This is a genomic window from Salidesulfovibrio onnuriiensis (genome assembly GCF_008001235.1).
GTDB lineage: Bacteria > Desulfobacterota > Desulfovibrionia > Desulfovibrionales > Desulfovibrionaceae > Pseudodesulfovibrio > Pseudodesulfovibrio onnuriiensis.
Map to the genome: position 1 here is coordinate 2,947,309 of NZ_CP040751.1, position 26,920 is coordinate 2,974,228.

Consider the following 26,920-nt stretch of genomic DNA (forward strand, 5'->3'; position numbering starts at 1 on the left):
CCGGTGTAACTGTTCGTCAAAGCATATAAAAGAGGCTGCCAATTCCCTTGGGAACTGACAGCCGCATACGTGCGAAAGACTCTCCCTAGAAAGTCACGTCGGAAACATCCAGCAGCTGATCGGCCAATTCGTCCATACATTTTTCCAGATCGCTCATCTTGAAGCCGATCTCCTTCATGGCCTCGGGGCGCAGATAGGCTGTCTGGTCGTCGCCCGAGGTGCCGAACTCGAACAGGCGCACCATGAAATCGCCCAGGTGCACCACGCAGCAGGTGGACTTGTACAGCTCGGCCATGTGCGGGCTGTGGTGGCGGCTCATGGCCTCCCGGATGTTGCCCGGCAGGTTCCAGTGGCGGCCCAGCCAGGCGTTGATGCGGTCGTGCCCGAAACCGAGCAGATCCTTTTCCGCCTTGTAGTAGGTAAGATTCTTCTTCCTGACGTTGTCCAGAATCTGCTGGTGCAGCTCCGGGAGCTGGACCGCGGTAACCACCTTGCCCAGGTCGTGCAGCAAACCGGCCACAGCATATTCCTCGGGGTCGTCGAACCCGGCGTGGCGGGCAATGATGCCGCTGGCCGTGGCGCAGCCCAGGCTGTGTTCCCAGAGCCCTTCCATGGCCTGCACCATCATGTCGAACACCGATGTGGAAATGATGATGCCGCGAATGACGTTGAAGCCCAGCAGCACGAGACCGTGCTGGATGGAACTGATGCGGCCCGGGAAGCCGTACACCGGCGAGTTGACCATCTTGAGCACCTTGGCCGAAAGCACCTGATCCTTGGAGATGGCGTTGGCGATCTCCTCGGTGGAGGTTTCGGGGTTCTCCACGAGCTTGGTCACCTCGTCGAGCACGCCGGGCAGGGTCGGCAGATCCTTGATGGCCAGGACCTGTCCCTTGACGCTGGTTTTGAGATCCATGTCCTGCATCTATTTCTCGCCGCCGCTGCCGTTCACTTGGGCCTGTTCTATTTCCATGTCGCTCTGCCCTTCCCGTAGCAGGGCCTTGGCCCGCGCCGCCTGGGCGGCGGCCTTGATCCGGAAATAAGATTCCAGCCGCTTCTGGACCATCATCATCCACTTGTCCTTCTTGTGGACGCGGAACAGGTGGGGCATGCGCTTGAGCCGCTCGTCAAACTGCGTGCCGCCCGCAGCGCCGCCCATGTCCACGGGATTGCCGTGTACCACTATACGGTCGATATTCATGGTCTTAATGCGGTCGATAAGCCCCTGGCTCAGTTCCATGTCCGCAGCCATGACCGTGATGCCGTTGTCACGTTCCACGGGCCGGGCCAGCTTCATGCCCGGGCGGGCGAGATCTATGGGTATTTTCTGCATTCAATTTCACCATTCAGGTTCTGCAACAGACATGCATCATACATGGTTGCCCTGCGGCGCTCAAGAAGCGCCTACATCTTGTCGAAAAAGATGAGCACGCCCATGACCACGAACGCGGCTGCCGCCACCTTCTTGATGATGTTGGGAGAGACGTACTGACAGATGAAGCTCGCCAGCATGACGCCCAGAAAACTGACCGTGACCAAGGCCAGGGACGAACCAAAGAACACGGTCCAGGGCTTGCGGGTTTCGGCGGTCATGAGCATGCAGGCGAGTTGGGTCTTGTCGCCCAGTTCGGCCACGAACAGGGTGGCAAATGTCGTCACGAACAGTTTCCAGTCCACGAAAGGCCTCCATTGGTCTGTAAGGTTGCCTTTCTTCTAGTGGGGACAGGGGGATTCGTCAACAATCAGGCTTCCCTGGCCAGATACCACATGCCGGGCAGCTGCCGGACGGCCCCGCGCATTTCCAGCATGAGCAGGGTCTGGCTGGTCTTGTTGCTGGTCCAGCCAAGGCTGCGGCCCAGCGAATCGATGTGCACCTTGTCGGCGTCGAGCAGCAGCTCCATGAGGGCCTGTTCCTCGTCGTTGAGCGCCATCTTCTTGCGGACAACGGCTGGAGGGCGCGGCCCGCTCTCCACGTCCTGCCGGGCGCTGGCCTTGCGGACCTTGGGAATCGTCAAGGGAGCATCCTCGCCCTGATCCGATTCCGAAGGTTCCGGATCCGGCACATGGGCCAACTCCAAGGCAAACTCGTACCGCAGGGCATGCACGATGTCCGCAGCGTTTTCCACCAGCGCCGCCCCCTGCTTAATGAGCCGGTGGCAGCCGGTGAAGGTGGGCTGGCCCAGCGGACCGGGCAGGGCAAAGACCTCCCTCCCCTGTTCCGAAGCCAGGCGGGCCGTGATCAGGCTGCCGCTGCGGTTGGCGGCCTCGGCCACCAGAACGCCCAGAGACAGCCCGCTGATGATGCGGTTGCGATACGGAAAATTCTTGGAAATGGGCGGCGTGTCCGGCGGAAACTCGGAAACCAGGCAGCCCTCCTCGGCCAATTGCCGCTTCAGATCTTCATGCTCGGGCGGATAGGTGTTTTCCAGCCCGCAACCGAGCACGGCCACGGACTTGCCGAGCCCCTGCAGCCCGCCGCGATGGGCCTGGCCGTCGATGCCGAGCGCCATGCCGGAAACAACGGTGATGCCGATGCGGGAAAGCTGCCTGCTAATGGAAAAGGCCGCCTGGAGGCCAAACTCCGTGCACTTGCGCGCGCCCACCACCCCCACCGCTGGATTGGTCAGCAGGGAGACATCGCCCTGGTAATAGAGAAACTCGGGAGAATCAGGGATATGCCGCAGCCGCTCGGGGTAGCGCGGATCGTGCCAACACAGGACATTGGCCCCGCAGTCCCGGGCCGTGCGGTACTCCTTGGTGGCCTTTTCCCGCCAGGATTCCATGAGGAACAGCGTGGCCGCATCCGGGCCGGACAAGCCCTTGCCCACCCAGGAGCGGGCATCACACAGGGCGGCATAGGCCGAATCATAATGGGAAAAGATGCGCAGCCGTGTCTTGGAATCCAGCTTCTTGGAATAGCGAAACGCAAGGCAGGCGTAGAATTCCTTGCCGGATTCCATGGAACGGCCTATTCGCCAAGGGCCTGGAGACGCTTGCGGGCCATGGAGGCCGGCTCCGAGGAGGGATAGTCGTCCACCAAGGCGCGGAAGTAGAAAACGGCGTTGTCCTTGTCGCCCACCAGTTCATAGGACATGCCGATCTTGAGCATGGCCGACGCGGCCTTGTGGTGCTTGGGATAGCGGCTGACCACGTCCTTGAAGGTCATGATGGCCTGGGGATAGTTCTTGTCCGAATAGTAGGTCTCGCCTTTCCAGTACAGGGCGTTGGCGGCCAGGGAGCTCTTGGGATACTTGGCGAGAAATTCATCGAAGGTCTTGCGCGCATCGGCGGTCTTGTCGGCCTCGTACTGGGCGTACCCTTTCTTGTACAGGCTCTGTGCTGTCATGGCCGGGGCCGGTGCGGGCTTGGGCTGCGGCACCTTGGCCCAGGGCTTGGGCTCGGAGCTGGCGGCCACCTTGGGGGCTTCGGCCGGGGCGTTCTGGGGAGCCGCCTTTGCACCCTGCTCCGGTTTCACTTCCTTCCAGCCCTCGTCCTCGGGCTTCAGGTCCGTGACCCAGCCCTCGTCCGGCACATCCGCCCGCTTGGGCGCACCTTCGACCACAACGGCGTCATCCCGGCCTTCCACGTCGGCAAGGGCGTCCTCCACGGCGCTCAAACGGCGGTCCGTGTCCGACTGCATGCGGTCGAGCTGCTCGGCCTGGCGGCGCTGCTCCTCCCGGTAATTGAGAAAGCTCTCTTCCAGACTCTTCATGCGCCATTCCATGCTGGCGTCGGTGGTCTTGCCGGACGTTCCGGTGGACACGCAGGCCCCCTGGGTGAACAGCATGGTAAACAGCATGGCGACGATCAAGTACCGCATTCGGAATACTCCCAATTGATGAAAACGTTGTGATCCTTCCTAGGAATAGGCGATACGGTACTTTTTTTCAAGGAACTATTTCAGCGGTTTCACATGTCCCCGCGAGCTTGCGACCTTGCCTCCGGCGCATTTTTCAGGCACAAAACCTCTCGGACCTTCGGCGCCACCCCTTGCTTGGGAATCCCCGGCCGAAGGAAAGCAACCTATGAACGCTACAGAAACTTTTCTTTTGGCCGCAACCATGTCGGCCCCGGCTTTCTTCGACCTTCTCGGCCTGGCGGCCTTCGGCGCCATCCTCGTGGCCGCCCTCAACGGGCTTCTGGGCCTCGGCAAGGGCAAGGTCTTTTTCGACAAATACGCCCAGCAGTCCGCCACCATGGGGCTGCTGCTCATGATCGTCTCCCTGCTGGCCATGGTCGTGGCGGGCTTTGTGGCCGCATCACGCATGCCCTGGCTTTCGCAGTGGCTGGCCAACCCGGCCTCGCCGTTCCTGTATTTTTACACGACTGCGGGCCTCGGGCTCCTGCTGGCCATTCCCTATGTGCTGGCCTGGAAACGCATGCGCACGGCCAAAAGCGTCCATGCGATCCTTGGTCTTGCGGCGGGACTGTCGCTGACGGCCTCGGTGGTCGCCTGTGTTGCCGCCGTGTTCATGCTGGGCACCTCCACGCAGAACGACTCCACGGCATTCGTCGTCGCCCCGCTGCCCCTGGCGGGCCCGTCCCTGTTCTGGCCCATGGCCCTCCAGTACGCGGCGCTTTCCCTGGGAGCGGGGGCCGGCCTAAGCCTGGTCTACATGGTCTGGCGCCGCAACAAGGACGACTACGGCCGCGACTACTACAAATTCTCACTTCCCCTGGCCGCAAAATGGGCCATTTTCGGGGTGCTGCTGCAAACCCTTGCGCAGGGCTGGGCCTATGCTCTGCTCACCCCGGACGCCCGCGCCCTGGTCATGGGCACCGGCATGGTCTGCGCCTGGGGCAGCGCCGCGCTGCTGGCGCTTCTCTGCTGCGCCCTGTGGGCGGTGCTGGCCAGGAGCCAGGCCCCCATGCGCATGAAATGGATCGCCTTTGTCGGCGCAGCCCTGCTCTGGGTCATGCACAGCCTGGACATCACCGTGGGCCTGGGCCTGCTTTCCATGATCTAGACGGCGAACGCAACGCACAAAAAAAGGCCGGACAGGATATCCTGTCCGGCCTTTCATTTGTCTTGTCCTACTCGGGCAGGGCCTTGCTGGTGCTGGTGCCCATGGCCTTCTGACCGCTGCTGACACGCGGCTTCTGCAAGGTCGTGGAAAGGCTATAGATCTCGTGGGGATCAAGAATCAGCACCACGGAACCGTCGCCCATGATGGTGGCGCCGGACAGCCCTCTGAGGCTGAAGTTGTTCAGGTACTGGCCGAGCGGCTTAATGACGATTTCCTGGCGTTCCAGAAGCCTGTCCACCACCAGGCCGAGCCTGCGGTCATTGTCGTGAATGACGACGACCGGCAAGATCTCCCGGTGGTCCTCATTGGAAGGCAGTTCCAGCAGCTCGGAAAGCTCCAGGATACCCAGAACTTCGCCGCGCAAGGTCACAGCCTTGCGGTTGTTGACATCCGAAAGCTTGCTGACCTCGATCTTGGTGGTCTCGGAAACCGCATCCAGCGGGATGGCGAAGGTTTCTCCCGCCACCTGGATCATGAGCGCGTCGATGATGGCCAGGGTCAGCGGCAGGGTCAGGGTGAACTTGGTGCCCTTGCCCACCTCGGAGGTGGTGTGCACGCTGCCCTTGAGATTCTTGATGTTGGTCTTGACCACATCCATGCCCACGCCACGGCCGGAGATGTCCGTCACCTTTTCGGCGGAGGAGAAGCCCGGGGCGAAGATCAGCTCGATGGCCTCGCGGTCATCCAGGGCATTGGCCTCCTCCTGGGAGATGACGCCCTTGCGGACCGCGGTGGCGCGCATCTTGTCCGGGTCGATGCCCTTGCCGTCATCCTCGACCTCGATGGCGACCGAGTTGCCCTTGTGGTAGGCGCGCAGCCAGACATGGCCCTTGGGGCTCTTGCCCGCGGCAATGCGCTCGTTTTCATCTTCCAGGCCGTGGTCCACGGCGTTGCGGACCAGGTGAACCAGCGGATCACCGATCTCTTCCACAACGCTCTTGTCCAGTTCGGTCTCTTCGCCTTCCATGATCAGTTCCACCTGCTTGCCGCTCTTGCGGCTCAGGTCGCGCACCAAACGGGGGAAGCGGGAGAAGACGGTCTGCACGGGGACCATGCGCACCTTCATGATGGTATCCTGAAGGTCGTCGGAAATACGCGCCATGGCGTAGGTGGTCTCCGTGAGCTGCTGGGCAATCACATGCACCTCTTCCTGACCTTCCTCAAGGGCGCGGGCCAGGATGGCGTAGCGGTTGCGGTTGATGATGAGCTCGCCGATGACATTCATGAGATGGTCGAGCTTGTGGTGGTCCACGCGGATGGTGGTGGACGTCTTCTGCTTGGCGGGCGCGGCGGCCTCGTTACCGGCTGCCGTCTTGGCTACGGCTGCTTTGGCATTCTGCATAGTGTTACTGGCTGGCGCCGGAGCCGGGCTGGGCTTCGGGGCAGCGGGTTTCGGCGCGGGCTCGGGGGCCTGAGCGGGCTCGGTGGCCTTGGGAGCCGGGGCCGGTTTGGGTGCTGGAGCCGGTGCGGGCTTGGGAGCGGGCGCAGGGGCTTCGGCCTTGGGCGCGGGGGCCGGGGCCGGGGCTTCTTCGCCGCCGCCCTTGATGGCCGACAACGCCTTCAGCAGCATATCCTTCAAAATGGAAAATTCCTGGTCCAGGATATCGACCATCAAACTGAAATCCATATCCGACTTGCGGCCCTGATCCACAAGACCCGAAGTGCGTTCCGCATAGGTCTTGATTTCGTCCAGGCCCATGTAACCCGCGGAATTCTGGATGGTCTGGAGCGTACGGTACAGCCCGTCCACGATATCCGCCTTGGCGGGGTCGTTGCGCAATTCCTTGAGGGCGTATTCCGCATTGTCGATCTGCTGGGTGATGGTCTGGTCGAACAGGGCCACGTCCTCGGGATCGTACTCTCCTGCAACCTCGACAGCCGGGGCCTGTGCAGTGGCCGGAGCAGCTTCCGGAGCGGGAGCTTCGGCATCTGCCGTTTCCGGCGTTCCCTCTTCCCCCTTGTCCCCCACCACGGCGCGGGCATAGGAAATGTCCTCGGTGTCGGTCACCTGCTGCAGCACCTGCTCGAACACGCTGGTGTCCACAGGGGTGACCTTGCCGGACGCGACATCGACCTTGTCCACCAGGTCTTCAATCAGGTCCACCACGGCCAAAAGCAGGTCCACCAGCCCCTGGCTGGAAGGCATGACGCCCTTGCGAACCTTGTTCAGCAGGGTTTCGGCCTCGTGAGTCAGGCCGTTGAGCTCCTTGAAACCGATGATACCGCTGTTCCCCTTGAGATTGTGGAAATAGCGGAAGGTGTCGTTGATGAGTTCGTCGTTGCCCGTTGCGTCCCCTTCCAGGGCGAGCAGGGAACGGTTCAGATCATCGATGATCTCCTGTGCTTCTTCCAGGAAATCCGACAAATGCCCCTCGCCCACCGTGGTCAACGCATAGGGCGTGGAATCAAAATCAGGGTTGGGTACCGGATTGAAATCAGTCATAATATGCCCCCCCGCTTCCGTAACCTCATTGGTAGATTCAAACGCTTCGGGCATGGCTTCCTGCCCGACAATCTCGGTTTCATACTCAACATCGACGATCTCCGGCGTCAACACGTCCCCGGAATCCTCGGGAAATTCCTGAACGGCTTCGGGCTCGGCAGCCTCGGCAGGAGCCTCCCCGGGCTCACCACCGATGTCCTCGCCGGCGAGAACCGCTTCGATCAAAACAATGATCGGAGAAGTATCCACCTCGCCTTCAACACCGCTTGATTCCAGATTGTCCACCATGGTCCTGAGCGCATCCGTCGCGGACAGGATCAGGTCCATGATGGCCGGGGTCACCTTTATGGCGCCCTGCCGGAGCTCATCAAGTATATTTTCGGCCTTGTGCGCGAGCCCGTTGATCTTGTTCAAACCCAGAAAGCCCGATGCCCCCTTGAGGGAATGCATGGGTCTGAAAATCTCGTTAAGCAGGCCGAGATTCTCGGGGCTCTTCTCCAGTTCGAGCAAGTTGGGCTCAATGGTCTCCAAATGCTCTTTGGCCTCGATAAAGAAATCCGATAATATTTCAGGATCCAAAAAGTCCTGACCCATTCGGGCACCTCGTAACGTTTGCAGTGAACCCCAATGCCCCAGCCGACGCGTTCATCAGCCGAGCAGCATCTTCACGTTGCGCACCAGTTTTTCCGGCTGGGCCGGTTTCACCATATACAGATTCGCCCCCACGGTCAGGCCGCTCTGGATGTCCTTGTCCTGGCCCTCGGTGGAAAGAACGACAATGGGAATGTCCTTGTAGGCATCCTGCTCCCGTATGGTCTTGATGAACGTCAAGCCGTCCATGCGGGGCATGTTGATGTCCGAGACGATGAGATCCACCTCACCGGCTCCATACAGCTTTTCCAAACCGTCAAGTCCATCTTCCGCCGTTGTGACTTTGAATCCCTCTTTCTTCATGATGAATGCGACGAGATTTCGAACCGTCTTGGAATCATCAACGATCAGAACATGCTTCGGCATTTGTTCCCCCTTATATTACCGCACCAATGGTATACATTATCCGACAAGCCACTCCAAGGCAAACCCGTTATTTACGCCTCTTTCTGGTAAATAATCGCCCCGGGATAATGGATCGGCTTGAACGTCCGGCTGATATTGTGAAGCGACTCGGAATGCCCGATAATCAAATATCCGCCAGGATGCAAATTATCATAGAACGCACTGATGACCTGCTTCTTCATATCATCGTCAAAATAAATGATCACATTACGGCAAAAAACAATATCGGACCGCTCCACGCGCTTGAGATGGGACTTGTCCTTGAGGTTTATCTGCCCGAAGGACACCATGCGCTTGAGTTCGGACTTGATCCTGAAATTCTTGCCGTCCTCATCAAAATACTTCTGCACGATCTCCTTGGGCGTCGTGCGCAGGCTGTAATCGGAATACACGCCTTTGCGCGCGGAATCCAAAACCCGGGCCGAAAGATCGTTGGCTGTGATCTTGATATCCCAGGAAGCGATCTCGCCCTTGAGCACCTCGCTAAGAATCATGGCCAGGGTATACGGTTCTTCGCCCGTGGAGCACCCTGCAGACCAGATCCGCAAGGACTTCAGGCCCTTCTTGCGCTGCTCCTGGATAACGTCCGCAAGGATGTTCTCCTGAAACACCTTGAGCTGCGGCGGGTTGCGGTAGAAACTGGTTTCGTTGGTGGTGATGACCTCGAAAAGCTTGCTCAGTTCCTGGCCCTTGCCGCTGTCGTATTGAAGATAATAGTAGTATTCACCAAAGTCCTTCAGGCTCAGCTTCTTGAGCCTGTTGGCCAGCCGATTTTCCAAAAGATATTTGCGGTTGTCCGCTATGTAAATGCCGCACTGGGCATAGATGAAATCTCTCAGATCGCGAAACTCGGAATCGGAAATCTTAAGTTCCTTTCCCAGAGAGATTGTCTTGGAAAAGAGGGACGACATTTCAGTCTACTTCTCCTGTGATTCCTGGATTTTCGCTATGGCGTCCTCTGCAGCGCGCACCAAATCGTATTCATCGCTGTCCGATATTTCGAGCAAGGAACGGAAGGCCTTTGTGCCCCCGATGTTGCCAAGGGCCTCGACAACCTTCATGACCACGAACTGGTTGGAGCTCTCCAGCAATTCCAGCAATGGCGGAACCGCATCCTCCGAACCATGCTGCCCCACGGCGTCAATGGCGCGGATTCGGACCCAATCGTCCTCGTCCTCCAGGGCATGCAGCAGATGCGGCAGGAAACTGTCCTGATACCGGTTGCCGAGTATCTCCACCACGGTCAGGCGCACATCCTTGTTCTCGTCCGAAAGCTTGGGAAGCACATGGGCGCTCCAGTCCCCTCCGTCCCTGTAGAGTTCGGCAACGGCCTCCACGGCCACCTTGCGGATGTCCGGGACCTCATCCTCCAGCGCAACCTTGAGCTGGTCGAGGTTGGACATCTCGCCGATCTTGCCCAGGCCGAAAATCGCCATGAGCCGGTGGAGCGGTTCCTCGCTGGAGGCCATCTCCACAAAACGCTCGCGCACTTCCGGGCCGTCTATGGCAATGAGCGCCTCCAGTGCGGACTCCTTGACGTCGTCGTACTGGTGGTCCAGCAGCGGATAAATCATGTCCGCCACATCCGCGTTGCGCATCTTCACGCCCAGGAACCGCACCGCCCCCTTGAGCACGGTGCCGTCCTCATGCCGCTTGAGCACATCGACGAAAAAGTCGCTGGCCTTATCCGTGGCCGTATCCGCAAGCACGCCCACCACCTGACGCTGAACCGGCAGGGCCAGGTCCCAGAAGCTGTCCATGAGCACCTTGCAGACCTCGGGCCTGCCGTCGTCATCGGCGGCGATCAGGGATAGGGCCTGAACCGCGACACGGGCATGATCCTGGTCTTCATGGGCAATGCCGTTCTTCAGGGCTTCGGTAAGCCCGATTCGGGCGAGGTTGGCGATGATGTCGGAAAGCCGTTCCTGGTCGTTGTCCTGATCCAGGCCGGCGGCGATATCCAGAATGCCCGCAGAGGCATGCTCGCCCCCCACATAGGCAAGGCCCCTGATGGCCGCGTCCTGGATGTCCTCGTCCTCGTCCTTTAGAGCCACCAGCAAATACTGCCGGAAATTTTCCCGCTCGTCCTTGGTCAGCAGGGTCAGGGACTTGCCGCCCAGAATATTGACCACGGCCTTGGCAATTTTGTTGCGCAGCGCCGTGGGAGAGGCCTCCATGCGCCGCAGCAGCATGGTCACGGCCTTGACGTTGCCCATTTCCCCCAGGGCGTCGATGATCATGGAGGCAACCAGGTCCGAGGCGCGGTCCAGGGCCTTGACCAGGGCGTCCACCGAACTGGAGTGCTTGATCTTGGTCAGGGCCTCGATGACCGAGTACTGAACCCACTCCTCGTCCTGCATGGCCTTGTTCAGGCACCCTGCGGCCTCCGGCATACCCAGGTCGCCGAGGCTCACGGCCGCCTGGTAGCGGACATTGACTTCGGGGTCCTTGAGCAGCGCGTCGCACAGGGCGTCCACGGCCAGGGGGTTTCCGGACGACCCCAGGATATCGGAAGCGAAAATGCGCATGTCGGGGTCCTCGTCATGCAGCAGGTCGATAAGCGCCCCCACATCCTGATGCCCGATCTCGCGCAGTATATCCATGGACAGGTTGCGCACCGGCGCTTCGTCGGAACGCAGCAGCGGCATGACCGCGGCAACAGTCTCCTTGCCGCCGATCTTGCGCAGGGAGCTCTCTGCGGCCTCCTGGATGCCGAGGTGGTTTATAGTCAATAATTCAGCAAGCTTGGGAACCGCTTCAAGGCAGTCGTTTTCGCCCGCCTTGAACGCGCCCTCGCGCACAACCTCGGTGTCATCACTCTCCAGCAGCAGCAGGTATTCCTTGCAATCGCTCATATCTCACAGCCTCCAAGCCAAGTTCAGTTTCCCCTTCATACTGCACTTACTTGTACAAATTAGCCATTATAGCATCGGCCATGTTGTCTATATCGATTATCTCATCGGACAACTCGGCATCGACAATGGCCTTGGGCATTCCGTAAACCACGCAGGTGGCGTCGCTCTGGGCCAGGGCGCGGCCGCCCTTTTCCTTGAGGGCGCGGATCCCTTCCATGCCGTCGTTGCCCATGCCGGTCAGGATCACGCCCAGTCCCCGGCGTCCCACGGCCTGGGCCACGGAACTGATGAGCACGTTGGCGGAGGGCTTGTACAGTGCCTCCTTGGGATTCTCGGTAACCACCACGTCCACGCGGCTGACCTTCTGGTCCAGCACGATGTGCTTGCCGCCGGGCGCCACAAAGGCATGGCCGGGCTTGAGCACGTCGCCGGGCTCGGCTTCCTTGACCGTTATGGCGCTCACGTTGTCCAGGCGCTTGGCAAAGGGGCCGGTAAAGGCCGCGGGCATGTGCTGGGCAATGACGATGGCGGCCGGGAAATCCGCAGGCAATGCGGAAAGAACCTTCTGCACCGCCGGAGGCCCGCCCGTGGAAACGCCGATGGCGACGACATCCCGCTTGATCGACCCGGACGGCCTGACGGATGGGGCCGCTGCGGGAGCTGCGGAGGGACGGGCGACCACAGCGCGCGGCGGCACATGACGCATCTTGCGGCGGGCCACGGTCTTAACCCTGTCGATCAGGTCCTGCTCGATCTTGACGATATCCAAAGAAACCTTGGACAATTGCTTGGGAATAAAATCCACGGCTCCGAGTTCCATGGCCTTGAGGGTGGCCTCGGCGCCTTCGGTGGTCAGGGAGCTGACCATGAGCACGGGACGCGGCATTTCCATCATGACCTGCCGCAGGGCTGTCAGCCCGTCCATGACGGGCATCTCGATGTCCATGGTCACCACATCGGGGTCATGCTTGCGAATGAGCTCAAGCCCCTCTTGTCCATTTCTGGCGGAAGCCACAACGGATATTTCTGGATCTTTGTCCAACATCGTGCTGATGGCCTTGCGCATGAAAGCCGAATCATCCACGACAACAACTTTAATCACTCGAGACTCCTTTGGAATTGAACAACTGGAAATATCCTTGCCAGCCAACGACTCTCAGCCATGGTGGACACGCTACACGAATTCGTTGAGACAAGATATGATTTCATGCAACTTTATACTACGAAATGGTATGCTTAATCGTTCCCCATGTCCAACAAACCACAAAAGTAAATTTTTCTCTTGCCAATGCCTTCCAGGTTAGCTAAAAGCACTCCTCGCACACACGGGATGTGGCTCAGTTTGGTAGAGCGCTGCGTTCGGGACGCAGAGATCGGAGGTTCAAATCCTCTCATCCCGACCACGAGCATTCAGGCACTTACGAGAAATCGCAAGTGCCTTTTTTCATTGCTCCATCGATTGTCTCTCTCACACCGCAAATCTAAATAATACCAGTACTCCCGAGAACGCAGTACACAGGCTGCATGGCCGAAAAGACAACCACCCAAGCCCTGGCCCTGGGCGCGCTGGGAATCGTGTTCGGGGACATCGGAACCAGCCCGCTGTATACGCTCAAGGCGTGCTTCAGCGGCTTCCACGCAGTGGCGGCCACCCCGGCCAACGTCACGGGCGTGCTTTCCCTGGTCTTCTGGGCCCTGGCCATTGTCATCAGCCTCAAATACGTCTCCTTCATCATGGAGGCCGACAACCGGGGCGAAGGGGGCATTATCGCCCTGTTCTCCCTGCTGCCGGAAACCCTGCGCACCGAACGGCCCTGGGTGGTGTTCGCCGCATTGTTCGGCGCGGCCCTGCTCTACGGGGACGGGTTCATCACCCCGGCAATCTCCGTGCTTTCCGCCCTGGAGGGGCTGTCCGTGATCACCACCAAAGCCGATCCCTATGTGGTGCCGCTCACCTGCGCCGTGCTGGCGGGGCTGTTCCTGGTCCAGTACCACGGCACCCACAGAATCGGCCGCATATTCGGGCCGGTCATGCTGCTCTGGTTCGCCAGCCTCGGCCTGTTGGGAATTCTGGGCATCACCCGGAATCCGGACATCCTCAAGGCCGTCAACCCGTGGCATGCCGTCAGCTTCTTCCTAAATAACGGCCTGGAATCGACCATCGTGCTCGGGGCGGTGGTCCTGTGCGTCACCGGGGGCGAGGCCCTTTACGCGGACATGGGGCATTTCGGAAAACGGCCCATCCGGCTGGCGTGGTACGGCGTGGCAATGCCCGCCCTGCTCCTCAACTACTTCGGCCAGGGGGCCCTGCTGGCAGGCTCTCCCGAGGCCACGGCGTCCCCACTCTATGCACTGGTGCCCCCGGGCCTGCTGCCCGCCATGGTCGCCCTTTCCACCTGCGCCACCATCATCGCCTCCCAGGCCGTCATTTCCGGCGTGTTTTCCATAACCCGGCAGGCCATCCAGCTGGGTTACCTGCCCAGAATGCATATCCGCCACACATCCGAAGAGGCCGAAGGCCAGATATACTGCCCGGAAATCAACTGGGTCATGGGCGTCATCTGCGTGCTGCTGGTCATAGGATTCCGGACCTCGGAAAACCTGGCCGGGGCCTACGGGATCGCCATCACCACCACCATGGTCATCACCACGGCCCTCTACGCCCTGTACCTGAAAAGCATACGCGGCTGGTCCACGTTCGCCGCATTTTCCCTGTGCGGCTTCTTCATGATCTTCGACGCCAGCCTGTTCACGTCCAACCTGGCCAAGCTGGACGGCGGAGGCTGGATCCCCCTGGCCGTGGCGGGCGGCATCACCGCGCTCATGGCCGCCTGGACCAGGGGACGCAGGATCGTCGGCCAGAAGCTGGCCCAATACCGCGTGCCGAGCGAGGACATCGCCGCCCTGCTGGCCAAGGACGCCATCGCCCGGACGCCAGGCGTCGCCGTGTTCCTGACGGCATCCCCCCGGCTGACTCCCGCCATCCTCAAGCATTCCCTGGACCTGACCGGCTCCCTGAAAAAGCACGTCATCCTACTCTCGTTTCTCGTGGAACCGGTGCCGAAGGTGAGCACCGCCAACCGTCTGGTGGTCAAGGTTCTCGGCGACAACCTCCACCGGGTCATCGCCCGCTACGGATACACGCAGCATCCGGACGCGCGCCTGGTGATCTCCGAGCTGGATACGGTCGGCGTTCCGGTCAACGTCAACGACTGCGTCTTCTTCCTCGGCCGGGAAACATTGGTTGTTCCCCGCAAACACCGGCTCTGGAAATTCCTGTACCGGATCATGGCGCGCAACAGCATGAGCCCGGCCCAGTACTTCAATATCCCCCCGCACCGGACCATCGAACTCGGCGTGCAGGTGGAGCTCTGAAGCCGGCTGTTCCGCACCCCGCGCAAAACACATGAGAACATGAGCATTTCAACATGCATCAAGCAATATGTGCATCCCTCTTTCCTTCCCTTCGCATCTGTTCTATTCTCGTTACAAATGCAGCTTCATGGAGTTCCCTTGATCAAATATTTCGCCATCGCGCTCGCCACATTCCTGCTCATGCTCCCCGGGGGCATCTGCAATGCGGAGGAAGAGAAGGTGACCAGCGTGCTTGCGGTGGGACCTTCCTGGGACAAGTTCACCAACGAGGACGGCACGGGGCTCTACCATGAAATCCTGAACAAGGTGTTCGGGCTGTACGGCATCGAGGTCAAGCGTGAATACATGCCTTCGATCCGCGCGTACAAGCTCGTGGCCGGCGGCGATGCGGACATGATGACCTGCAAGGCCTATTCGGTGGACAAACCGCTCGCCCTGGCCCGCTACCCCATGTTCGTCAACCACTATCACGTCTTTTTCAACAAGGACCGGATCGGCCCCTGGCATGGCAGGAAAAGCCTGAACAACAAATTCCTGGTTTGGCGGGTCAGCTACTACCTGCCCAGCGAATTCCAGGACGTGGACATACAATTCAGGGAGCTGACCTCGGGCCAACAGGCGCTCGGTATGATCCTCCTGGGCCGGGCCGACTTCTATGTGGACGACATCAATTTCATCGAGGACAGCATCAATAAGAACAGAATCCCCTTCGACCCCACCCGCTACGATATACAGACCGTGGGCACACGAAGCTACCATCCGGTCTTCAACACCTCGGAACGGGGCAGGGAAATAATGAAGCTCTACGACGAGGGAGTGCGTAAACTGCACAAGACGGGAGAACTGAAGCCCATTTTCGAGAAATGGGGCTTCGAATACCCGGATTACGACAGCTACTGAAAAGGGCGGCCCGAGAGCCGCCCTTCTTCTTTTCATTTCGGCCGCACGCCGTCACTGAAGTTTTTCGGCATCCTTGAGAAAGGCCTCGAGCCCGGAATCCGTAAGCGGATGATGCGCGAGCTGCTTGATGACGCCGAACGGAATGGTGATGACGTCCGCCCCCATGAGCGCGGACTCCAGCACATGCCCGGAATGACGCACGCTGGCCACCAGCACCTTGGTGCCGAAACCGTATTGTCCGTAGATGGTCAGGATCTGGGAAACCACGTCCATGCCGTTGCCGCCGATGGCATCGATACGGCCCACGAACGGACTGACATAGGTGGCCCCGGCCTTGGCGGCCAGCAGGGCCTGGTTGGGAGAAAACACCAGGGTCACGTTGGTCTGGATACCCATGGCCGAAAGGGTGCGCACCGCCTTCATGCCCTCGGGGAGCATGGGGATCTTGACGACCACATTAGGGCCGAACTTCATCAGCTCCCGAGCCTCCTCAACCATGGCGTCGGCGGTGGTGCCCACCACCTCCAGGCTCACCGGGCCTTCGACCTCGTCGCAGATGGCCCGGGCAATGGCGCGCCAATCCCGCCCTTCCCGGGCCATGAGGGTCGGGTTGGTGGTCACGCCGTCGATGAGCCCCAGAGCGTTGGCTTCGCGAATTTCGTCAAGGCTTGCGGTGTCGATGAAAAACTCCATACAGGTCTCCTTTCATGCTCGAAAATTCTTTGCTTCCTTTTCGATCCATTCTATATTCACATAATTACGAAAAATTGACCAATTATTAATCCATTTGCCGCGTTCCACCTTCTTTAGGATGCTAAGCGAGGTTCAACGATGTCCTTTATCACGACTTCCCTGTTCGAGCTATTCAAAATCGGCCCGGGTCCTTCCAGCTCCCACACCATAGGCCCCATGAAGGCGGGCTACTGCTTCATGGAAGAGGTGCGGAAACTGGACACGGCCCTCCTGGAACAGGCCGACATCATCGAAATACACCTGTTCGGCTCCCTGAGCGCCACAGGGGAAGGACACGGCACGCGGCGCGCGGTCATTTCCGGGTTGCTGGGGCACCAGCCCGAGACCTGCCACCCGGACGTGCTCGACGGGCTGGACCACGACCCCGAACAGGTCTACCCGCTGGACATCGGCCCCAAGTCCATCGACTTCAAGGGTAACGAGGTCGTCTTCGATGCGGTGGAACACGACTACCCATACAGCAACACCATGGTCTTCCGGCTCCAAAAGGGCGAAAAGATCCTTTTCGAACAGGAATACTACTCCATCGGAGGAGGCTTCCTGCGCTGGAAAGGCTGGGAGGAGCCCCAGATCGGCGAACCGAAATACAAGTACAAGAACATGGCCGAGCTCAAGAAGCATCTGGTCATGCACGAGATCAGGCTGCACGATCTCATCCTGGAAAACGAGATGGCCATCACCGGGCTCTCGGAAAACGAAATCTACGAACGCCTGGACAACATCATCATGGTCATGGAGCGCGCCGTGGAACAGGGCATCCAGACCGAAGGAATACTACCCGGCCCCATAGGCCTGCACCGCAAGGCCCCCACCCTTTACGCCAAGGCCAAGAGAGGCCACTTCCAGGGACCGGGGTTCCTCAAGGCCATCAACGCATACGCCATGGGCGCATCCGAGGAGAACGCCGCCGGGCACTGCATCGTCACCGCCCCCACGGCCGGGGCCGCAGGGGTCATCCCGGCCCTGCTCTTCATGCTCAAGCGCCACATGGGCGCGCTCACCGACGAAATCCGCCAGGGGCTCATGGCCGCCGCCGCGATCGGCTTCCTGGCCAAGAACAACGCCAGCATCTCGGGCGCGGAAGTGGGCTGCCAGGGCGAGGTGGGCGTGGCCTCGGCCATGGGCGCGGCCATGATGGCCTATGCGCGCGGCTACCGCTTCCAGGTCACGGAAAACTCCGCCGAGATCGCCCTGGAGCACCACCTGGGCCTGACATGCGACCCCGTGGGCGGCTATGTGCAGATCCCCTGCATCGAGCGAAACGCAATGGGCGCGGTCAAGGCGTACAACGCCTACCTCATCGCCAGTTCCGTGGAAGCCGCCTACCACATGGTGGACCTGGACAAGGTCATCAAGGCCATGGCCGAAACCGGGCGGGACATGTCCCGGAAATACAAGGAAACCTCCCTGGGAGGACTGGCGGTCAGCGTCATAGAATGTTGATAATCGGCAAATAGTTATACATTTCAAATGGCCGGGTCTTGACGATCCGGCCATGTTTTTTTGGAACGCGCAAAAAAATTGTTTGAATGGCCGCTTTTTACAAAATGATAAAATCGCAAAACATGTTGCTTCGCAAAACCCAACACTTTGCACTTTTCATTTCGCATTCCCCACAAGTTCGCCTCCGAAACACCTATTTTTCGTAACAATCTTGCGACTGGGCATTGGTCAAAAATGTTGCCCGGCCCCAGTAATTCTGCTAGTTGCCGATGTGCCTTATCGAACAGGATTACTGGGGAGAATTGAACAACGTGATATCTTTCAAAAATGTAAATAAATGGTTCGGGGATCTGCACGTCCTCAAAAACGTATCTTTGGACATCCAGAAAGGGGAAGTGGTCGTGGTCTGCGGCCCCTCGGGATCGGGCAAAAGCACCATGATCCGCTGCATCAACCGGCTGGAGCCCATCCAGCAGGGCAACATCCTCGTGGACGGCATGGACGTCAGCGATCCCAAGACCAACATGACCCTGCTGCGCGCGGAAGTGGGATTCGTCTTCCAATCCTTCAACCTTTACCCGCACATGACCGTGCTGGACAACATCACCCTGGCGCCCATCATGGTGCGCCACATGCCCCGCGGCGAGGCCGAGGCCATCGCCATGAAACTGCTGCACAAGGTCAACATCCCGGACAAGGCCAACTCGTTCCCGACACAGCTCTCCGGAGGCCAGCAGCAGCGCGTGGCCATTGCCCGCGGCCTGGCCATGCAGCCCAAGATCATGCTCTTCGACGAGCCCACGTCCGCCCTGGACCCGGAAATGATCAACGAGGTGCTGGACGTCATGAAATCCCTGGCCCGCGAGGGCATGACCATGATCTGCGTCACCCACGAGATGGGCTTTGCCCGCGAGGTGGCGGACAGGGTCATCTTCATGGATGGCGGCCAGCTCATCGAGCAGAACACGCCCGAGGAATTCTTCCACAATCCGCAGAGCGACCGGACCAAGGACTTCCTCAGCAAGATTCTTTCACACTAGTAGGTTAATGCCCAAGACCATCGTTTTTCGGGCTTTAATAAGGTAACCCAACAAAGGAGAGAGGTTCTATGCGTCATTTCAAGCTTCTGGCTCTCGTTGCGGCACTGCTGCTCGTGACCACTTCCCTGGTGTTTGCTGGCCCCACCTACGACCGCGTCATGCAGAACAAGGTCGTACGCGCCGGCATCTCCAACCAGGGCATCCCCTTCGGTTTCATCGACGACAACAACGAATGGACCGGCTTCGACATGGACATGGCCAAGGAAATCGCCAAGCGCCTGGGCTGCAAACTCGAACCCACCGTCGTGAGCAACGAAACCCGTATTTCCTTCCTGCAGACCGATCCGCCGAAGGTCGACATGGTGCTTTCCAACATGACCCACAAGCGAGTGCGTGACGAGAAGATCGACTTCTCCATCACCTACTTCTTCGACGGCCAGAAGTTCCTGGCCAAAAAAGGCGCCGTGAAGGACATCAAGGACCTGGCCAAGATGAAGGTCGGCTCCATGCAGGGAACCACCTCCATCATCAACGCCACCGAATACCTGAAGGGCCTGGGCAACCCCAACCCGCAGGTCATCGGCTACGACGGTGAAGTGGCCATGTTCGAAGCCCTGCGCTCCGGCCGCGTCCAGGCCATCTCCACCGACTCCACCATCCTGCTCGGCTACGCCGCCAAGGTTCCCGGCCAGTTCGAACTGGTGGGCGAGTTCATCTCCGACGAACCCTACGGCATCGGCCTGCCCCAGGACGACTCCGCATGGCGCGACGCAGTCAACTTCACCCTGCAGGACATCTGGAAGGACGGCACTTACGAAAAGATCTACAACAAATGGTTCGGACCCGAGTCCAAGTACCCCTTCCCGCTGACCTCCAAGATCGAAATGTGGCCCTAGGCCCCGATCGACGTAACAAAAACAGGGTCCCGGGCCATGTGCCCGGGACCTTTACTTGACGGAATACGATGCTCAAACGCCATTTTGAAAAAAAATGGGTCCAGAACGGGGCCCTGTTGCTCATGCTCGGCCTGCTGGTCTACTATTTCGGGTTCATCTTCGAATTCAAGTATGACTTCAACTGGACCATCCTGTACAAGGAGACCCAGTACGGCTTCATGAGCGACTACCTGGTCAACGGCCTGAACCTGACCATCACCATTTCACTGTACTCCGCCATCCTCGCACTCGGTCTGGGCACCGTTTTCGGGCTGGCCCGGCTCTCCAAGTTCAAGCCGGTCTACTGGTTCGCCACCTGCTATGTTGAGCTGTTCCGCAACACCCCCATGCTCATCCAGCTCTTCTTCTGGAACTTCGCCCTGCCCTACGCCTTTCCGGAAGAAATCCGCTTCAAGCTCTTCGAACTGAATTTCGAGTTCTGGGTCGCCGTGGGCGGCCTGGGCATCTTCACCAGCGCCTTCATGGCCGAGATCATACGCTCGGGCATCCAGTCCGTGCCCAAGGGGCTGCTGGAAGCGTCCTATTCCTCCGGCCTGAGTTTCGGCCAGACCCTGCGCAGGATCATTCTTCCCCTGGCCTTCCGGGAAATCATCCCGCCCCTGGGCAGCGAATTCCTCAACAACATGAAAAACTCCTCCCTGGCGCAGACCATCGGCGTCATGGAAGTCTTCTGGGCCATCAAGGAAGTTTCCTCGCTGACCTATCACAGCTTCGAAGCCCTCACGGCGGGCACGGTCATCTACACCACCCTGTCGCTGTTCATCGCCGGTTTCATGGCCCTGATCAACGCCAAGCTCAAGATCGTACCCAAGGGACAGGAGAACACCCTCCGCAAAGTTGCAGACCTGCTATTCGCTCCCTTCGGCATGGCCTACCGCCGCGCCTCGCGCACCAAACGCAGAATCGCCCGCAAACGCGCCGCATCCAAGACCCTCTCCCCGGCGGAACGCATGATGCAGCTCGCCTGGAAAGGGTTCGTTCTCAGCGCCCGGGGAGCCTTTCTGCTATTCCTCGCCGTCCTGCTCTACAAGACGACCATGGCCCTGCTGGGATTCAACTGGGAAGTCATATTCAAGAGCTTAAAAACCTTACTCATCTGGCGTTTTCCGGATGGCGCGGAGACCGAATTCTTCTACGGCCTGGGCGGTCTGTCCGTGTCCATTCTCATGGCGGTGTTCTCCATCTCCGGCAGTTTCCTCATCGGGCTCTTCGTGGGCATGGGCCGCACATCCACGCTCAAGTTCATCCGCATCCCGTGCACGGCCTATATCGAACTGATCCGGGCCAACCCCCTGCTCATCGTCATCACTTGGGTCTTCTTCCTGATCCCGGTCATGTTCAAGTTCGAACTCAAGGCGTTCTGGGCCGGCACCTGGGCCTTAACCATTTTCTTCGGGGCCTACATAGCGGAAATCGTCCGGGCGGGTATTCAGAACATTCCCCCGGGCCAGGTGGAGGCCGCCAAGTCCACGGGGCTGAGCTACTTCCAGACCATGCGCAAGATCGTCCTGCCCCAGGCGCTGAAGCAGATGCTTCCGGCCCTGGTGGGCATGTTCATCGCCGACTTCAAGGACACCTCGCTGGTATATACCATCGGCGTCATGGACCTGACCCGCGCGGCCTACGCCATTAACAACCGGACCATGATCTACCCGTTCGAGATCTACACCACAGTGGCCTTCCTCTACTTTGTCTGCTGCTTCTGCATGAGCAAGTACGCCGCCCACCTGGAAAGAAAACTCAGTCCCGAGCAGGTTCGCCTGGACATGTAACGGGAACCGCAAGACGAATAAAAGGGAGGGCCTCGGCTCTCCCTTTCTTTGTTTGCATGACAATAAAAACCGGCCACCATGCTTTTCATCAAGGGGCCGAGAGAGTAGGTTCCACGCAACCCGAACAACACATCCTGCAACCTCAAAGGAGCACGATATGAGCAAGAAAGTACTGACCCGCCTGCGCAAGGGCGAAGATCTGGTGGCCGAACTAACCCGGGTCGCCAGGGAAAACAATATCACCCGGGGCACGGTGCAGGTCATCGGCGCCCTGGAAAAGGCCGAACTGGGCTACTACAACCAGAAAACCTTCGAATACCAGGCCCACCCCGTGGACAAGAACGTGGAACTGCTGGCCGGCATGGGCAACATCTCGCTCAAGGACGGCGAGATCTTCGTCCACCTGCACCTGACCCTTTCCGACGAAACCGGCGCGGCCCTGGGCGGCCACGCCATGGAAGGCTGTATCATCTTTGCGGCGGAGGCGTTTCTCCGCGAGGTAAAGGGCGCCCCCCTGAACCGCGTCTTCGACGACCCCACCAAGCTGTTCCTCTGGGGCTAAACTCCCAAAGCATACAATCATGAGGGCCTCCCAAGGGAGGCCTTTTTTTGTGGGTAAAAATGGTGCGCACACGTGCACCCTGCGTACACAAATCCGCGCCCGCGCAACTCCTCAAACAGTCATTTCAAACAATTTCAAGATATTACATTTCTGGCACGCGGGTTGCTAATGACAAGGCAACAATGGACCTCCAACGAAGGAGAATGTCATGAGAACCAGAATATTCCAATGTGCCGTCATACTCGCCTTCCTGCTCTGCGTGGGGAATGCCTATGCGGGCGTGCAGGTACCGGCGGACATGCTCCTGGCCGCTCCCCAAGCCATGAAGGCCCAAAAGGCGGAAGTGCCGTTCTCGCACAATCAGCATGCAAAGGCCGGGGTCGAGTGCAAGACCTGCCACCACACCTGGGACGGCAAGGCCGAAGTGCTCAAGTGTAGCAGCTCCGGCTGCCACGACCAGCCGGACAAGAAGGACAAGATGGCCTTTTACAAGGCGTTTCATGGCAAGGATGAACACAGTTGCGTGGGCTGCCACAAGGCCGCCAAGAAGGCGGGCAACAAGCTGGCCCCCACCGCCTGCAAGGCCTGCCATGTAAAGAAGTAACAAACCTCCACTCCCCGCAGTTCCGGGTGCCTCCTTCAACCGGAACGCATAGAAAAGCCCGCCATGTTCTATGGCGGGCTTTCAAATTCTTTTTGAAGCAAAACGGCAGATGTTCGATTTTCAGCACTCGGCTACGAAACGCGCAGGGCCTCAATAACCGCGTTGAGATTCTTGACCTTTCCGAGGGCAGAATACAACTGGTTGAGGTCCTTGACCTCCACGGTGAATTCCAGCAGCGAAGTGCCGTCCACCTGGGAGGAAAACGTGCCGGAATCAATGTTCACGGCGGCCTCGCTGAGCAGCGTGCAGATCTTGCCCAGCATGCCCAGCCGGTTGTGGCACTTGATCCTGATCTTGGCCGGGTAGGACCGTTCCTCCTCGCCTTCCCAGGAAACGGCCAGCAGGCGCTCGGGCTCGAAATTCTTGACGTTATGACAGTCCACCCGGTGGATGGTCACGCCGCGCCCCCTGGTGATGTAGCCGGTGATGGGGTCGCCCGGCAGCGGGTTGCAGCAGCTGGCGAAACGGACCAGCATCTTGTCCACGCCGCTGATGTTCAGGCCGTCGGACTTGGACTTGGCCGCGGGCTTGGGCGGTTCGGGAGCCTTTTCCGGAATGCGTTCCGCTTCCGGCTCGTCGTGCAGCAGGGAATAGAGCCGCTTGAGCACCTTCTTGGCCGTCAGGTTCATGTACCCGACCTGAGCCACGAGATCATCGGCGCAGGAGCAGTTGAACTCCTTGGCCAGATCCAGGAAGGAGCCGTCCTTCAAGGCCTTCTGCACGTTGACGCCCACACGGCGGCCTTCCTTTTCCAGCATTTCCTTGCCCAGGGCCAGGCTGCGCTCGCGTTCCACAGTGCGGATATGCTGCTTGATGCGGGTCCGGGCCTTGGCGGTATGGACGAACTTGAGCCAGTCCCGGCTGGGGCTGCGATTCTTGTCCGTGATGACTTCCACGGAATCGCCGTTCTGAAGCTTGGTATGCAGCGGCACCAGGCGGCCGTTGACCTTGGCCCCGGCACAGTGATCCCCCACCTGGGTATGAATGGCGTAGGCAAAGTCCACGGGCGTGGCCCCGTCCGGCATCTCCTTGATATCGCCGCTGGGGGTGAACACGTAGACCTCGTCCTGGAAAAGATCGAAACGCAGAGAGGCCATGAATTCGCGCGGATCGTTGAGCTCGCGCTGCCAGTCCAGGATCTGGCGCAGCCAGGTAAAACGCTCGGCGTCGCGCTGTCCGGAACTCTTGCCCTTTTTCCTGCCCTTGCCCACTTCCTTGTACTGCCAGTGGGCGGCCACGCCGTATTCCGCCACCTGGTGCATCTCCTCGGTACGGATCTGCACCTCGATACGCTCCCCGTCCGGCCCGATGACCGTGGAGTGCAGGGACTGGTACATGTTGGCCTTGGGAATGGAGATGTAGTCCTTGAACCGGCCTGAGATGGGCTTCCATTCGGCGTGGATGAGCCCCAGCACCGCGTAGCAGTCCTTGACCGAGGGCACGATGATGCGGAAGGCGATGAGGTCGTATATCTCCTCGAAGCTCAGCTCCTGCTGCTGCATCTTCACGTGCGTGCTGTACAGGTGCTTGGTGCGTCCGTAGACCCGCCCCTGTATCTTGTTCTTGGTGAACATGTCCTCGATGAGCCCGATAACCTTGTCGATGTATTCCTGACCTGCGGACTTGTGCTTGGCCACGGCCTCGCTCAGCTGCTCGTAGACGTCGGGCTTGAGGTACTGGAGGCACATGTCCTCCAGCTCGGTCTTGATGCGGTGCAGGCCGAGCCTATTGCCCAGGGGCGCGTAGATATCCAGGGTTTCCTGGGCGATCATGCGCTGCTTGATGGGCTTCATGTGCCCCAGGGTGCGCATGTTGTGCAGCCGGTCCGCCAGCTTGACCATGAGCACGCGGATATCCTCGGCCATGGCCAGGATCATCTTGCGCATGTTCTCGGCCTGGGCCACGGCCTTGGACTCGAACTGCATCTTGCTGATCTTGGTCACCCCGTCCACGATGTCGGCCACTTCCTCGCCGAAGAGATCCTCGATCTCGTCGATGGTGGTGTCCGTGTCCTCCACGGTATCGTGCAGGAGCCCGGCCGCCACGCTGGCCTCGTCCAGCTGCATTTCCGCAAGCTGGTAGGCCACGGACATGGGGTGGGAAATATAGGGCTCGCCCGAAAGCCGCACCACGCCGTCGTGGGCCTGGGCCGCAAAGATGTACGCCTTCTGGATCAGGGCGAGGTCCGGGTCGTCGATATAGCTCGCGACCTTGTCGGTTATGTCATTTATTCGAATCATGCTTGCATATTTTTTCAGCGCCGCAGTTGCAGCACCTTGGGTATCCACCACTCGGTGTAGTTGTAGCCGATGCCGGCCGGAGCCGGTTTGACGCCCTGCACCTTGCCGTTCACGATGGGCAGGGAATACGGGACATACAGGAAGCAGTAAGGCTGTTCCTCGAAAAGAATTTCCTGCGCCCGGTCATAAATCTTCTTGCGCTCGTCCTGATCCAAGGTGTGCCGCCCCGCCTCGATAAGCCTGTCCAATTCCTCGTTCTTGTACCCGATGAAATTGAGGCCGTTGGGCGTCATCCGGGAGGAATGCCAGACCGTGTGCAGGTCCGGATCCTGGGTGATGCTCAACCCCAGGACAATGGCGTCGAACCGCCCCTTGTCCATGAATTCGTTGATGAACGCGGCCCACTCCACCACTCGGATATCCACCTTGATGCCGATATCCCGCAACCTCTCCTGGATGATGACACTGCACTTGACGCGCTGAGAGTTGCCCTGATTGGTCAGAATGGTGAAATAAAACGGCTTTCCGTCTTTGTCCAGCAATCCGTCGCCGTCCGTATCCTTCCAGCCCGCCTGGGCCAGCAGTTCACGGGCCTTTTCCGGGTGATATCCCCGGTCCCGGATCTTGTCGTTATACACCCAGGTTCCGGGCTTGTACGGCCCCACGGCCGGAATGCCCAGCCCCATGAGTACGCCCTTGACGATCTCCTGCTTGTCGATTGCGTAATCCAAGGCCTGGCGAACGCGCACGTCCTGGAAGAAGGGGTGCCTGAGATTGTAGGCCAGAAAGGAATAGCCGAAGGAAAGATACTTGTACTTGTTGTAGCCGGCCCACTCGCTGCCCACGGTCTGACGCAGGTACTGCAGCGGTGTCAGGCCCATCATGTCCACGTTGCCCGCCTTGAGCTCCAGGAACTGGGTGGAGATGTCGCTCACGTTTCTGTAGACCAGGGAATCGATGTAGGGCTTGCCCTGGAAATAGTCCGGGTTGGCCTCCAGCACGGCCCGCCTGCCCGGAATCCATTCCTTGAGCTTGTACGCCCCGGCCCCCAGGGGCTCGCGGCTGTACCGGGTGTTGGAAATATCCTCGTTCTCCAGGGCATGCTTGGGAAGAATCTCCATGGCCCAGGTGACCAGGGAACGGGCATAGGGCTTATCGTAAAAGACCTCGAAGGAATACCTGCCGGTGCGGCGGAACTCCTTGATGGCCTTCCAGTCCCCGGAATAGGCCGTGGGCGTCTTGGGATCGATGAGCAGCTTGTAGGTAAACTCCACGTCCTCGGCCGTAAGCGGCTCCCCGTCGAACCAGCGGATATCCTCTCTAAGCTTGAACCGGAGATGCTTGCCGTTGTCCAACACCTCAAAGGACTCCGCGGCCCAGGGCACCAACTCAATGTCCTTGTTGTACTGGAGAGGCGCAACGTAGACCTTGGAAGTGACGTCATGGGAACCGCTGTCCGAGGAGAGATAGGGAATAAAGTTGGTGAAATCGCCGATCACGGGTTCCACCAGCTGCCCCCCGTATTCCGGGGTGTCGGGAATCTTCACCGAGGAGATGTCGACCCGTTTCACCTGCCTGCCGGAATCATTGGCGGAATCGCCGCAACCGACGCACAGCAAGGGAATGATAAATATGAGTATGAGCTTTGCTACTTTCATTTTTTCTTGCCAAAAGGGGGTTATTGGATCATATACAATTGATTCTTGGGGGGGGCGATCAAAATCAATTCCTTTATTGCCCTAAATATTCCAAGAGCCCCAAGTATTACACAGAATTTTTGCCCCCGCCATACCGGAAATGTGGTCTTGGCCGGGGCTGAAATATCAAGGAGCTT

At 59.4% G+C, this 26,920-nt stretch carries 22 protein-coding genes and 1 tRNA gene; 10 read left to right on the forward strand and 13 right to left on the reverse strand.

Features of this window, described 5'->3' with window-relative positions:
• Positions 1-85: 85 nt before the first annotated feature.
• The 5 genes from FGL65_RS13455 to ybgF form a co-directional block, all read right to left on the reverse strand.
• Complete coding sequence (locus FGL65_RS13455; protein ID WP_147821734.1) at positions 86-925, reverse strand: HDOD domain-containing protein; 840 nt, start codon at positions 923-925, stop codon at positions 86-88.
• Positions 926-1,333, reverse strand: coding sequence for a hypothetical protein (locus tag FGL65_RS13460; protein ID WP_147821737.1), 408 nt, complete (start codon positions 1,331-1,333; stop codon positions 926-928).
• A gap of 71 nt (positions 1,334-1,404) precedes the next feature.
• Positions 1,405-1,677 carry a TMEM165/GDT1 family protein gene (locus FGL65_RS13465; protein WP_147821739.1) on the reverse strand — a complete coding sequence of 91 codons (273 nt, stop codon included), beginning with the start codon at positions 1,675-1,677 and terminating at the stop codon, positions 1,405-1,407.
• A gap of 65 nt (positions 1,678-1,742) precedes the next feature.
• On the reverse strand, positions 1,743-2,960 hold the full coding sequence (gene dprA / locus FGL65_RS13470) for a DNA-processing protein DprA (protein WP_147821742.1): 1,218 nt from the start codon (positions 2,958-2,960) through the stop codon (positions 1,743-1,745).
• Positions 2,961-2,968: 8 nt separating this feature from the next.
• Positions 2,969-3,820, reverse strand: coding sequence for a tol-pal system protein YbgF (gene ybgF, locus FGL65_RS13475; protein ID WP_147821744.1), 852 nt, complete (start codon positions 3,818-3,820; stop codon positions 2,969-2,971).
• A gap of 205 nt (positions 3,821-4,025) precedes the next feature.
• Here ybgF and FGL65_RS13480 point away from each other — a divergent pair, with 205 nt between their 5' ends.
• Positions 4,026-4,967 (forward strand): hypothetical protein, encoded by a 942-nt coding sequence (locus FGL65_RS13480; protein ID WP_147821746.1) that lies wholly within the window; start codon positions 4,026-4,028, stop codon positions 4,965-4,967.
• 67 nt (positions 4,968-5,034) lie between these two features.
• On the opposite strand, the gene FGL65_RS13485 is transcribed toward FGL65_RS13480, so the two are convergent.
• From FGL65_RS13485 to FGL65_RS13505, 5 genes are all read right to left on the reverse strand, one after another.
• Positions 5,035-8,064, reverse strand: coding sequence for a chemotaxis protein CheA (locus FGL65_RS13485; protein WP_147821748.1), 3,030 nt, complete (start codon positions 8,062-8,064; stop codon positions 5,035-5,037).
• A 54-nt stretch (positions 8,065-8,118) separates the two neighbouring features.
• Entirely contained in the window at positions 8,119-8,487 is a 369-nt protein-coding gene (locus FGL65_RS13490; RefSeq protein WP_147821750.1) for a response regulator, read from the reverse strand.
• 71 nt (positions 8,488-8,558) lie between these two features.
• Positions 8,559-9,437 (reverse strand): CheR family methyltransferase, encoded by an 879-nt coding sequence (locus FGL65_RS13495; protein ID WP_147821752.1) that lies wholly within the window; start codon positions 9,435-9,437, stop codon positions 8,559-8,561.
• Positions 9,438-9,443: 6 nt separating this feature from the next.
• Positions 9,444-11,381: a HEAT repeat domain-containing protein gene (locus FGL65_RS13500; protein ID WP_147821755.1), complete on the reverse strand. Its 1,938-nt coding sequence runs from the start codon at positions 11,379-11,381 to the stop codon at positions 9,444-9,446.
• Positions 11,382-11,427: 46 nt separating this feature from the next.
• Positions 11,428-12,483 (reverse strand): protein-glutamate methylesterase/protein-glutamine glutaminase, encoded by a 1,056-nt coding sequence (locus FGL65_RS13505; protein WP_147821756.1) that lies wholly within the window; start codon positions 12,481-12,483, stop codon positions 11,428-11,430.
• A gap of 224 nt (positions 12,484-12,707) precedes the next feature.
• On the opposite strand from FGL65_RS13505, the gene FGL65_RS13510 reads away from it, so the two are divergent.
• The 3 genes from FGL65_RS13510 (at position 12,708) to FGL65_RS13520 (ending at position 15,656) form a co-directional block, all read left to right on the forward strand.
• Positions 12,708-12,784 (forward strand) — tRNA-Pro (locus FGL65_RS13510).
• Between the two features lie 121 nt (positions 12,785-12,905).
• Entirely contained in the window at positions 12,906-14,756 is a 1,851-nt protein-coding gene (locus FGL65_RS13515; RefSeq protein WP_147821758.1) for a potassium transporter Kup, read from the forward strand.
• Between the two features lie 138 nt (positions 14,757-14,894).
• Positions 14,895-15,656: a substrate-binding periplasmic protein gene (locus tag FGL65_RS13520; protein WP_187170391.1), complete on the forward strand. Its 762-nt coding sequence runs from the start codon at positions 14,895-14,897 to the stop codon at positions 15,654-15,656.
• Between the two features lie 51 nt (positions 15,657-15,707).
• Here FGL65_RS13520 and fsa read toward each other — a convergent pair whose 3' ends face one another.
• Positions 15,708-16,349: a fructose-6-phosphate aldolase gene (fsa, locus tag FGL65_RS13525; protein WP_147821762.1), complete on the reverse strand. Its 642-nt coding sequence runs from the start codon at positions 16,347-16,349 to the stop codon at positions 15,708-15,710.
• Positions 16,350-16,487: 138 nt separating this feature from the next.
• On the opposite strand from fsa, the gene FGL65_RS13530 reads away from it, so the two are divergent.
• From FGL65_RS13530 to FGL65_RS13555, 6 genes are all read left to right on the forward strand, one after another.
• Positions 16,488-17,852: an L-serine ammonia-lyase gene (locus FGL65_RS13530; RefSeq protein WP_147821764.1), complete on the forward strand. Its 1,365-nt coding sequence runs from the start codon at positions 16,488-16,490 to the stop codon at positions 17,850-17,852.
• Positions 17,853-18,163: 311 nt separating this feature from the next.
• Positions 18,164-18,892, forward strand: a complete 729-nt coding sequence (locus FGL65_RS13535) for an amino acid ABC transporter ATP-binding protein (protein WP_147821766.1) — start codon at positions 18,164-18,166, stop codon at positions 18,890-18,892.
• Positions 18,893-18,960: 68 nt separating this feature from the next.
• Positions 18,961-19,788 carry an ABC transporter substrate-binding protein gene (locus tag FGL65_RS13540; protein WP_147821768.1) on the forward strand — a complete coding sequence of 276 codons (828 nt, stop codon included), beginning with the start codon at positions 18,961-18,963 and terminating at the stop codon, positions 19,786-19,788.
• Between the two features lie 68 nt (positions 19,789-19,856).
• On the forward strand, positions 19,857-21,620 hold the full coding sequence (locus FGL65_RS13545; protein WP_147821770.1) for an amino acid ABC transporter permease: 1,764 nt from the start codon (positions 19,857-19,859) through the stop codon (positions 21,618-21,620).
• A 157-nt stretch (positions 21,621-21,777) separates the two neighbouring features.
• On the forward strand, positions 21,778-22,182 hold the full coding sequence (locus tag FGL65_RS13550; RefSeq protein WP_147821772.1) for a PPC domain-containing DNA-binding protein: 405 nt from the start codon (positions 21,778-21,780) through the stop codon (positions 22,180-22,182).
• A 208-nt stretch (positions 22,183-22,390) separates the two neighbouring features.
• Positions 22,391-22,786: a cytochrome c3 family protein gene (locus FGL65_RS13555; protein WP_147821774.1), complete on the forward strand. Its 396-nt coding sequence runs from the start codon at positions 22,391-22,393 to the stop codon at positions 22,784-22,786.
• Between the two features lie 131 nt (positions 22,787-22,917).
• Here FGL65_RS13555 and FGL65_RS13560 read toward each other — a convergent pair whose 3' ends face one another.
• Together FGL65_RS13560 and FGL65_RS13565 are read right to left on the reverse strand one after the other, a co-directional pair.
• Positions 22,918-25,086: a RelA/SpoT family protein gene (locus FGL65_RS13560; protein WP_147821776.1), complete on the reverse strand. Its 2,169-nt coding sequence runs from the start codon at positions 25,084-25,086 to the stop codon at positions 22,918-22,920.
• 14 nt (positions 25,087-25,100) lie between these two features.
• Entirely contained in the window at positions 25,101-26,744 is a 1,644-nt protein-coding gene (locus tag FGL65_RS13565) for a peptide-binding protein (protein WP_147821778.1), read from the reverse strand.
• Positions 26,745-26,920: the final 176 nt, after the last annotated feature.

Excerpts from the sequence above, each read along its gene's own strand:
- FGL65_RS13455 (WP_147821734.1), bottom strand. The coding sequence starts at position 925 with ATGCAGGACATGGATCTCAAAACCAGCGTCAAGGGACAGGTCCTGGCC.
- FGL65_RS13460 (WP_147821737.1), bottom strand. The coding sequence starts at position 1,333 with ATGCAGAAAATACCCATAGATCTCGCCCGCCCGGGCATGAAGCTGGCC.
- dprA (WP_147821742.1), bottom strand. The coding sequence starts at position 2,960 with ATGGAATCCGGCAAGGAATTCTACGCCTGCCTTGCGTTTCGCTATTCC.
- ybgF (WP_147821744.1), bottom strand. The coding sequence starts at position 3,820 with ATGCGGTACTTGATCGTCGCCATGCTGTTTACCATGCTGTTCACCCAG.
- FGL65_RS13480 (WP_147821746.1), top strand. The coding sequence starts at position 4,026 with ATGAACGCTACAGAAACTTTTCTTTTGGCCGCAACCATGTCGGCCCCG.
- FGL65_RS13485 (WP_147821748.1), bottom strand. The coding sequence starts at position 8,064 with ATGGGTCAGGACTTTTTGGATCCTGAAATATTATCGGATTTCTTTATC.
- FGL65_RS13490 (WP_147821750.1), bottom strand. The coding sequence starts at position 8,487 with ATGCCGAAGCATGTTCTGATCGTTGATGATTCCAAGACGGTTCGAAAT.
- FGL65_RS13495 (WP_147821752.1), bottom strand. The coding sequence starts at position 9,437 with ATGTCGTCCCTCTTTTCCAAGACAATCTCTCTGGGAAAGGAACTTAAG.
- FGL65_RS13500 (WP_147821755.1), bottom strand. The coding sequence starts at position 11,381 with ATGAGCGATTGCAAGGAATACCTGCTGCTGCTGGAGAGTGATGACACC.
- FGL65_RS13515 (WP_147821758.1), top strand. The coding sequence starts at position 12,906 with ATGGCCGAAAAGACAACCACCCAAGCCCTGGCCCTGGGCGCGCTGGGA.
- fsa (WP_147821762.1), bottom strand. The coding sequence starts at position 16,349 with ATGGAGTTTTTCATCGACACCGCAAGCCTTGACGAAATTCGCGAAGCC.
- FGL65_RS13530 (WP_147821764.1), top strand. The coding sequence starts at position 16,488 with ATGTCCTTTATCACGACTTCCCTGTTCGAGCTATTCAAAATCGGCCCG.
- FGL65_RS13540 (WP_147821768.1), top strand. The coding sequence starts at position 18,961 with ATGCGTCATTTCAAGCTTCTGGCTCTCGTTGCGGCACTGCTGCTCGTG.
- FGL65_RS13545 (WP_147821770.1), top strand. The coding sequence starts at position 19,857 with ATGCTCAAACGCCATTTTGAAAAAAAATGGGTCCAGAACGGGGCCCTG.
- FGL65_RS13550 (WP_147821772.1), top strand. The coding sequence starts at position 21,778 with ATGAGCAAGAAAGTACTGACCCGCCTGCGCAAGGGCGAAGATCTGGTG.
- FGL65_RS13555 (WP_147821774.1), top strand. The coding sequence starts at position 22,391 with ATGAGAACCAGAATATTCCAATGTGCCGTCATACTCGCCTTCCTGCTC.
- FGL65_RS13560 (WP_147821776.1), bottom strand. The coding sequence starts at position 25,086 with ATGATTCGAATAAATGACATAACCGACAAGGTCGCGAGCTATATCGAC.
- FGL65_RS13565 (WP_147821778.1), bottom strand. The coding sequence starts at position 26,744 with ATGAAAGTAGCAAAGCTCATACTCATATTTATCATTCCCTTGCTGTGC.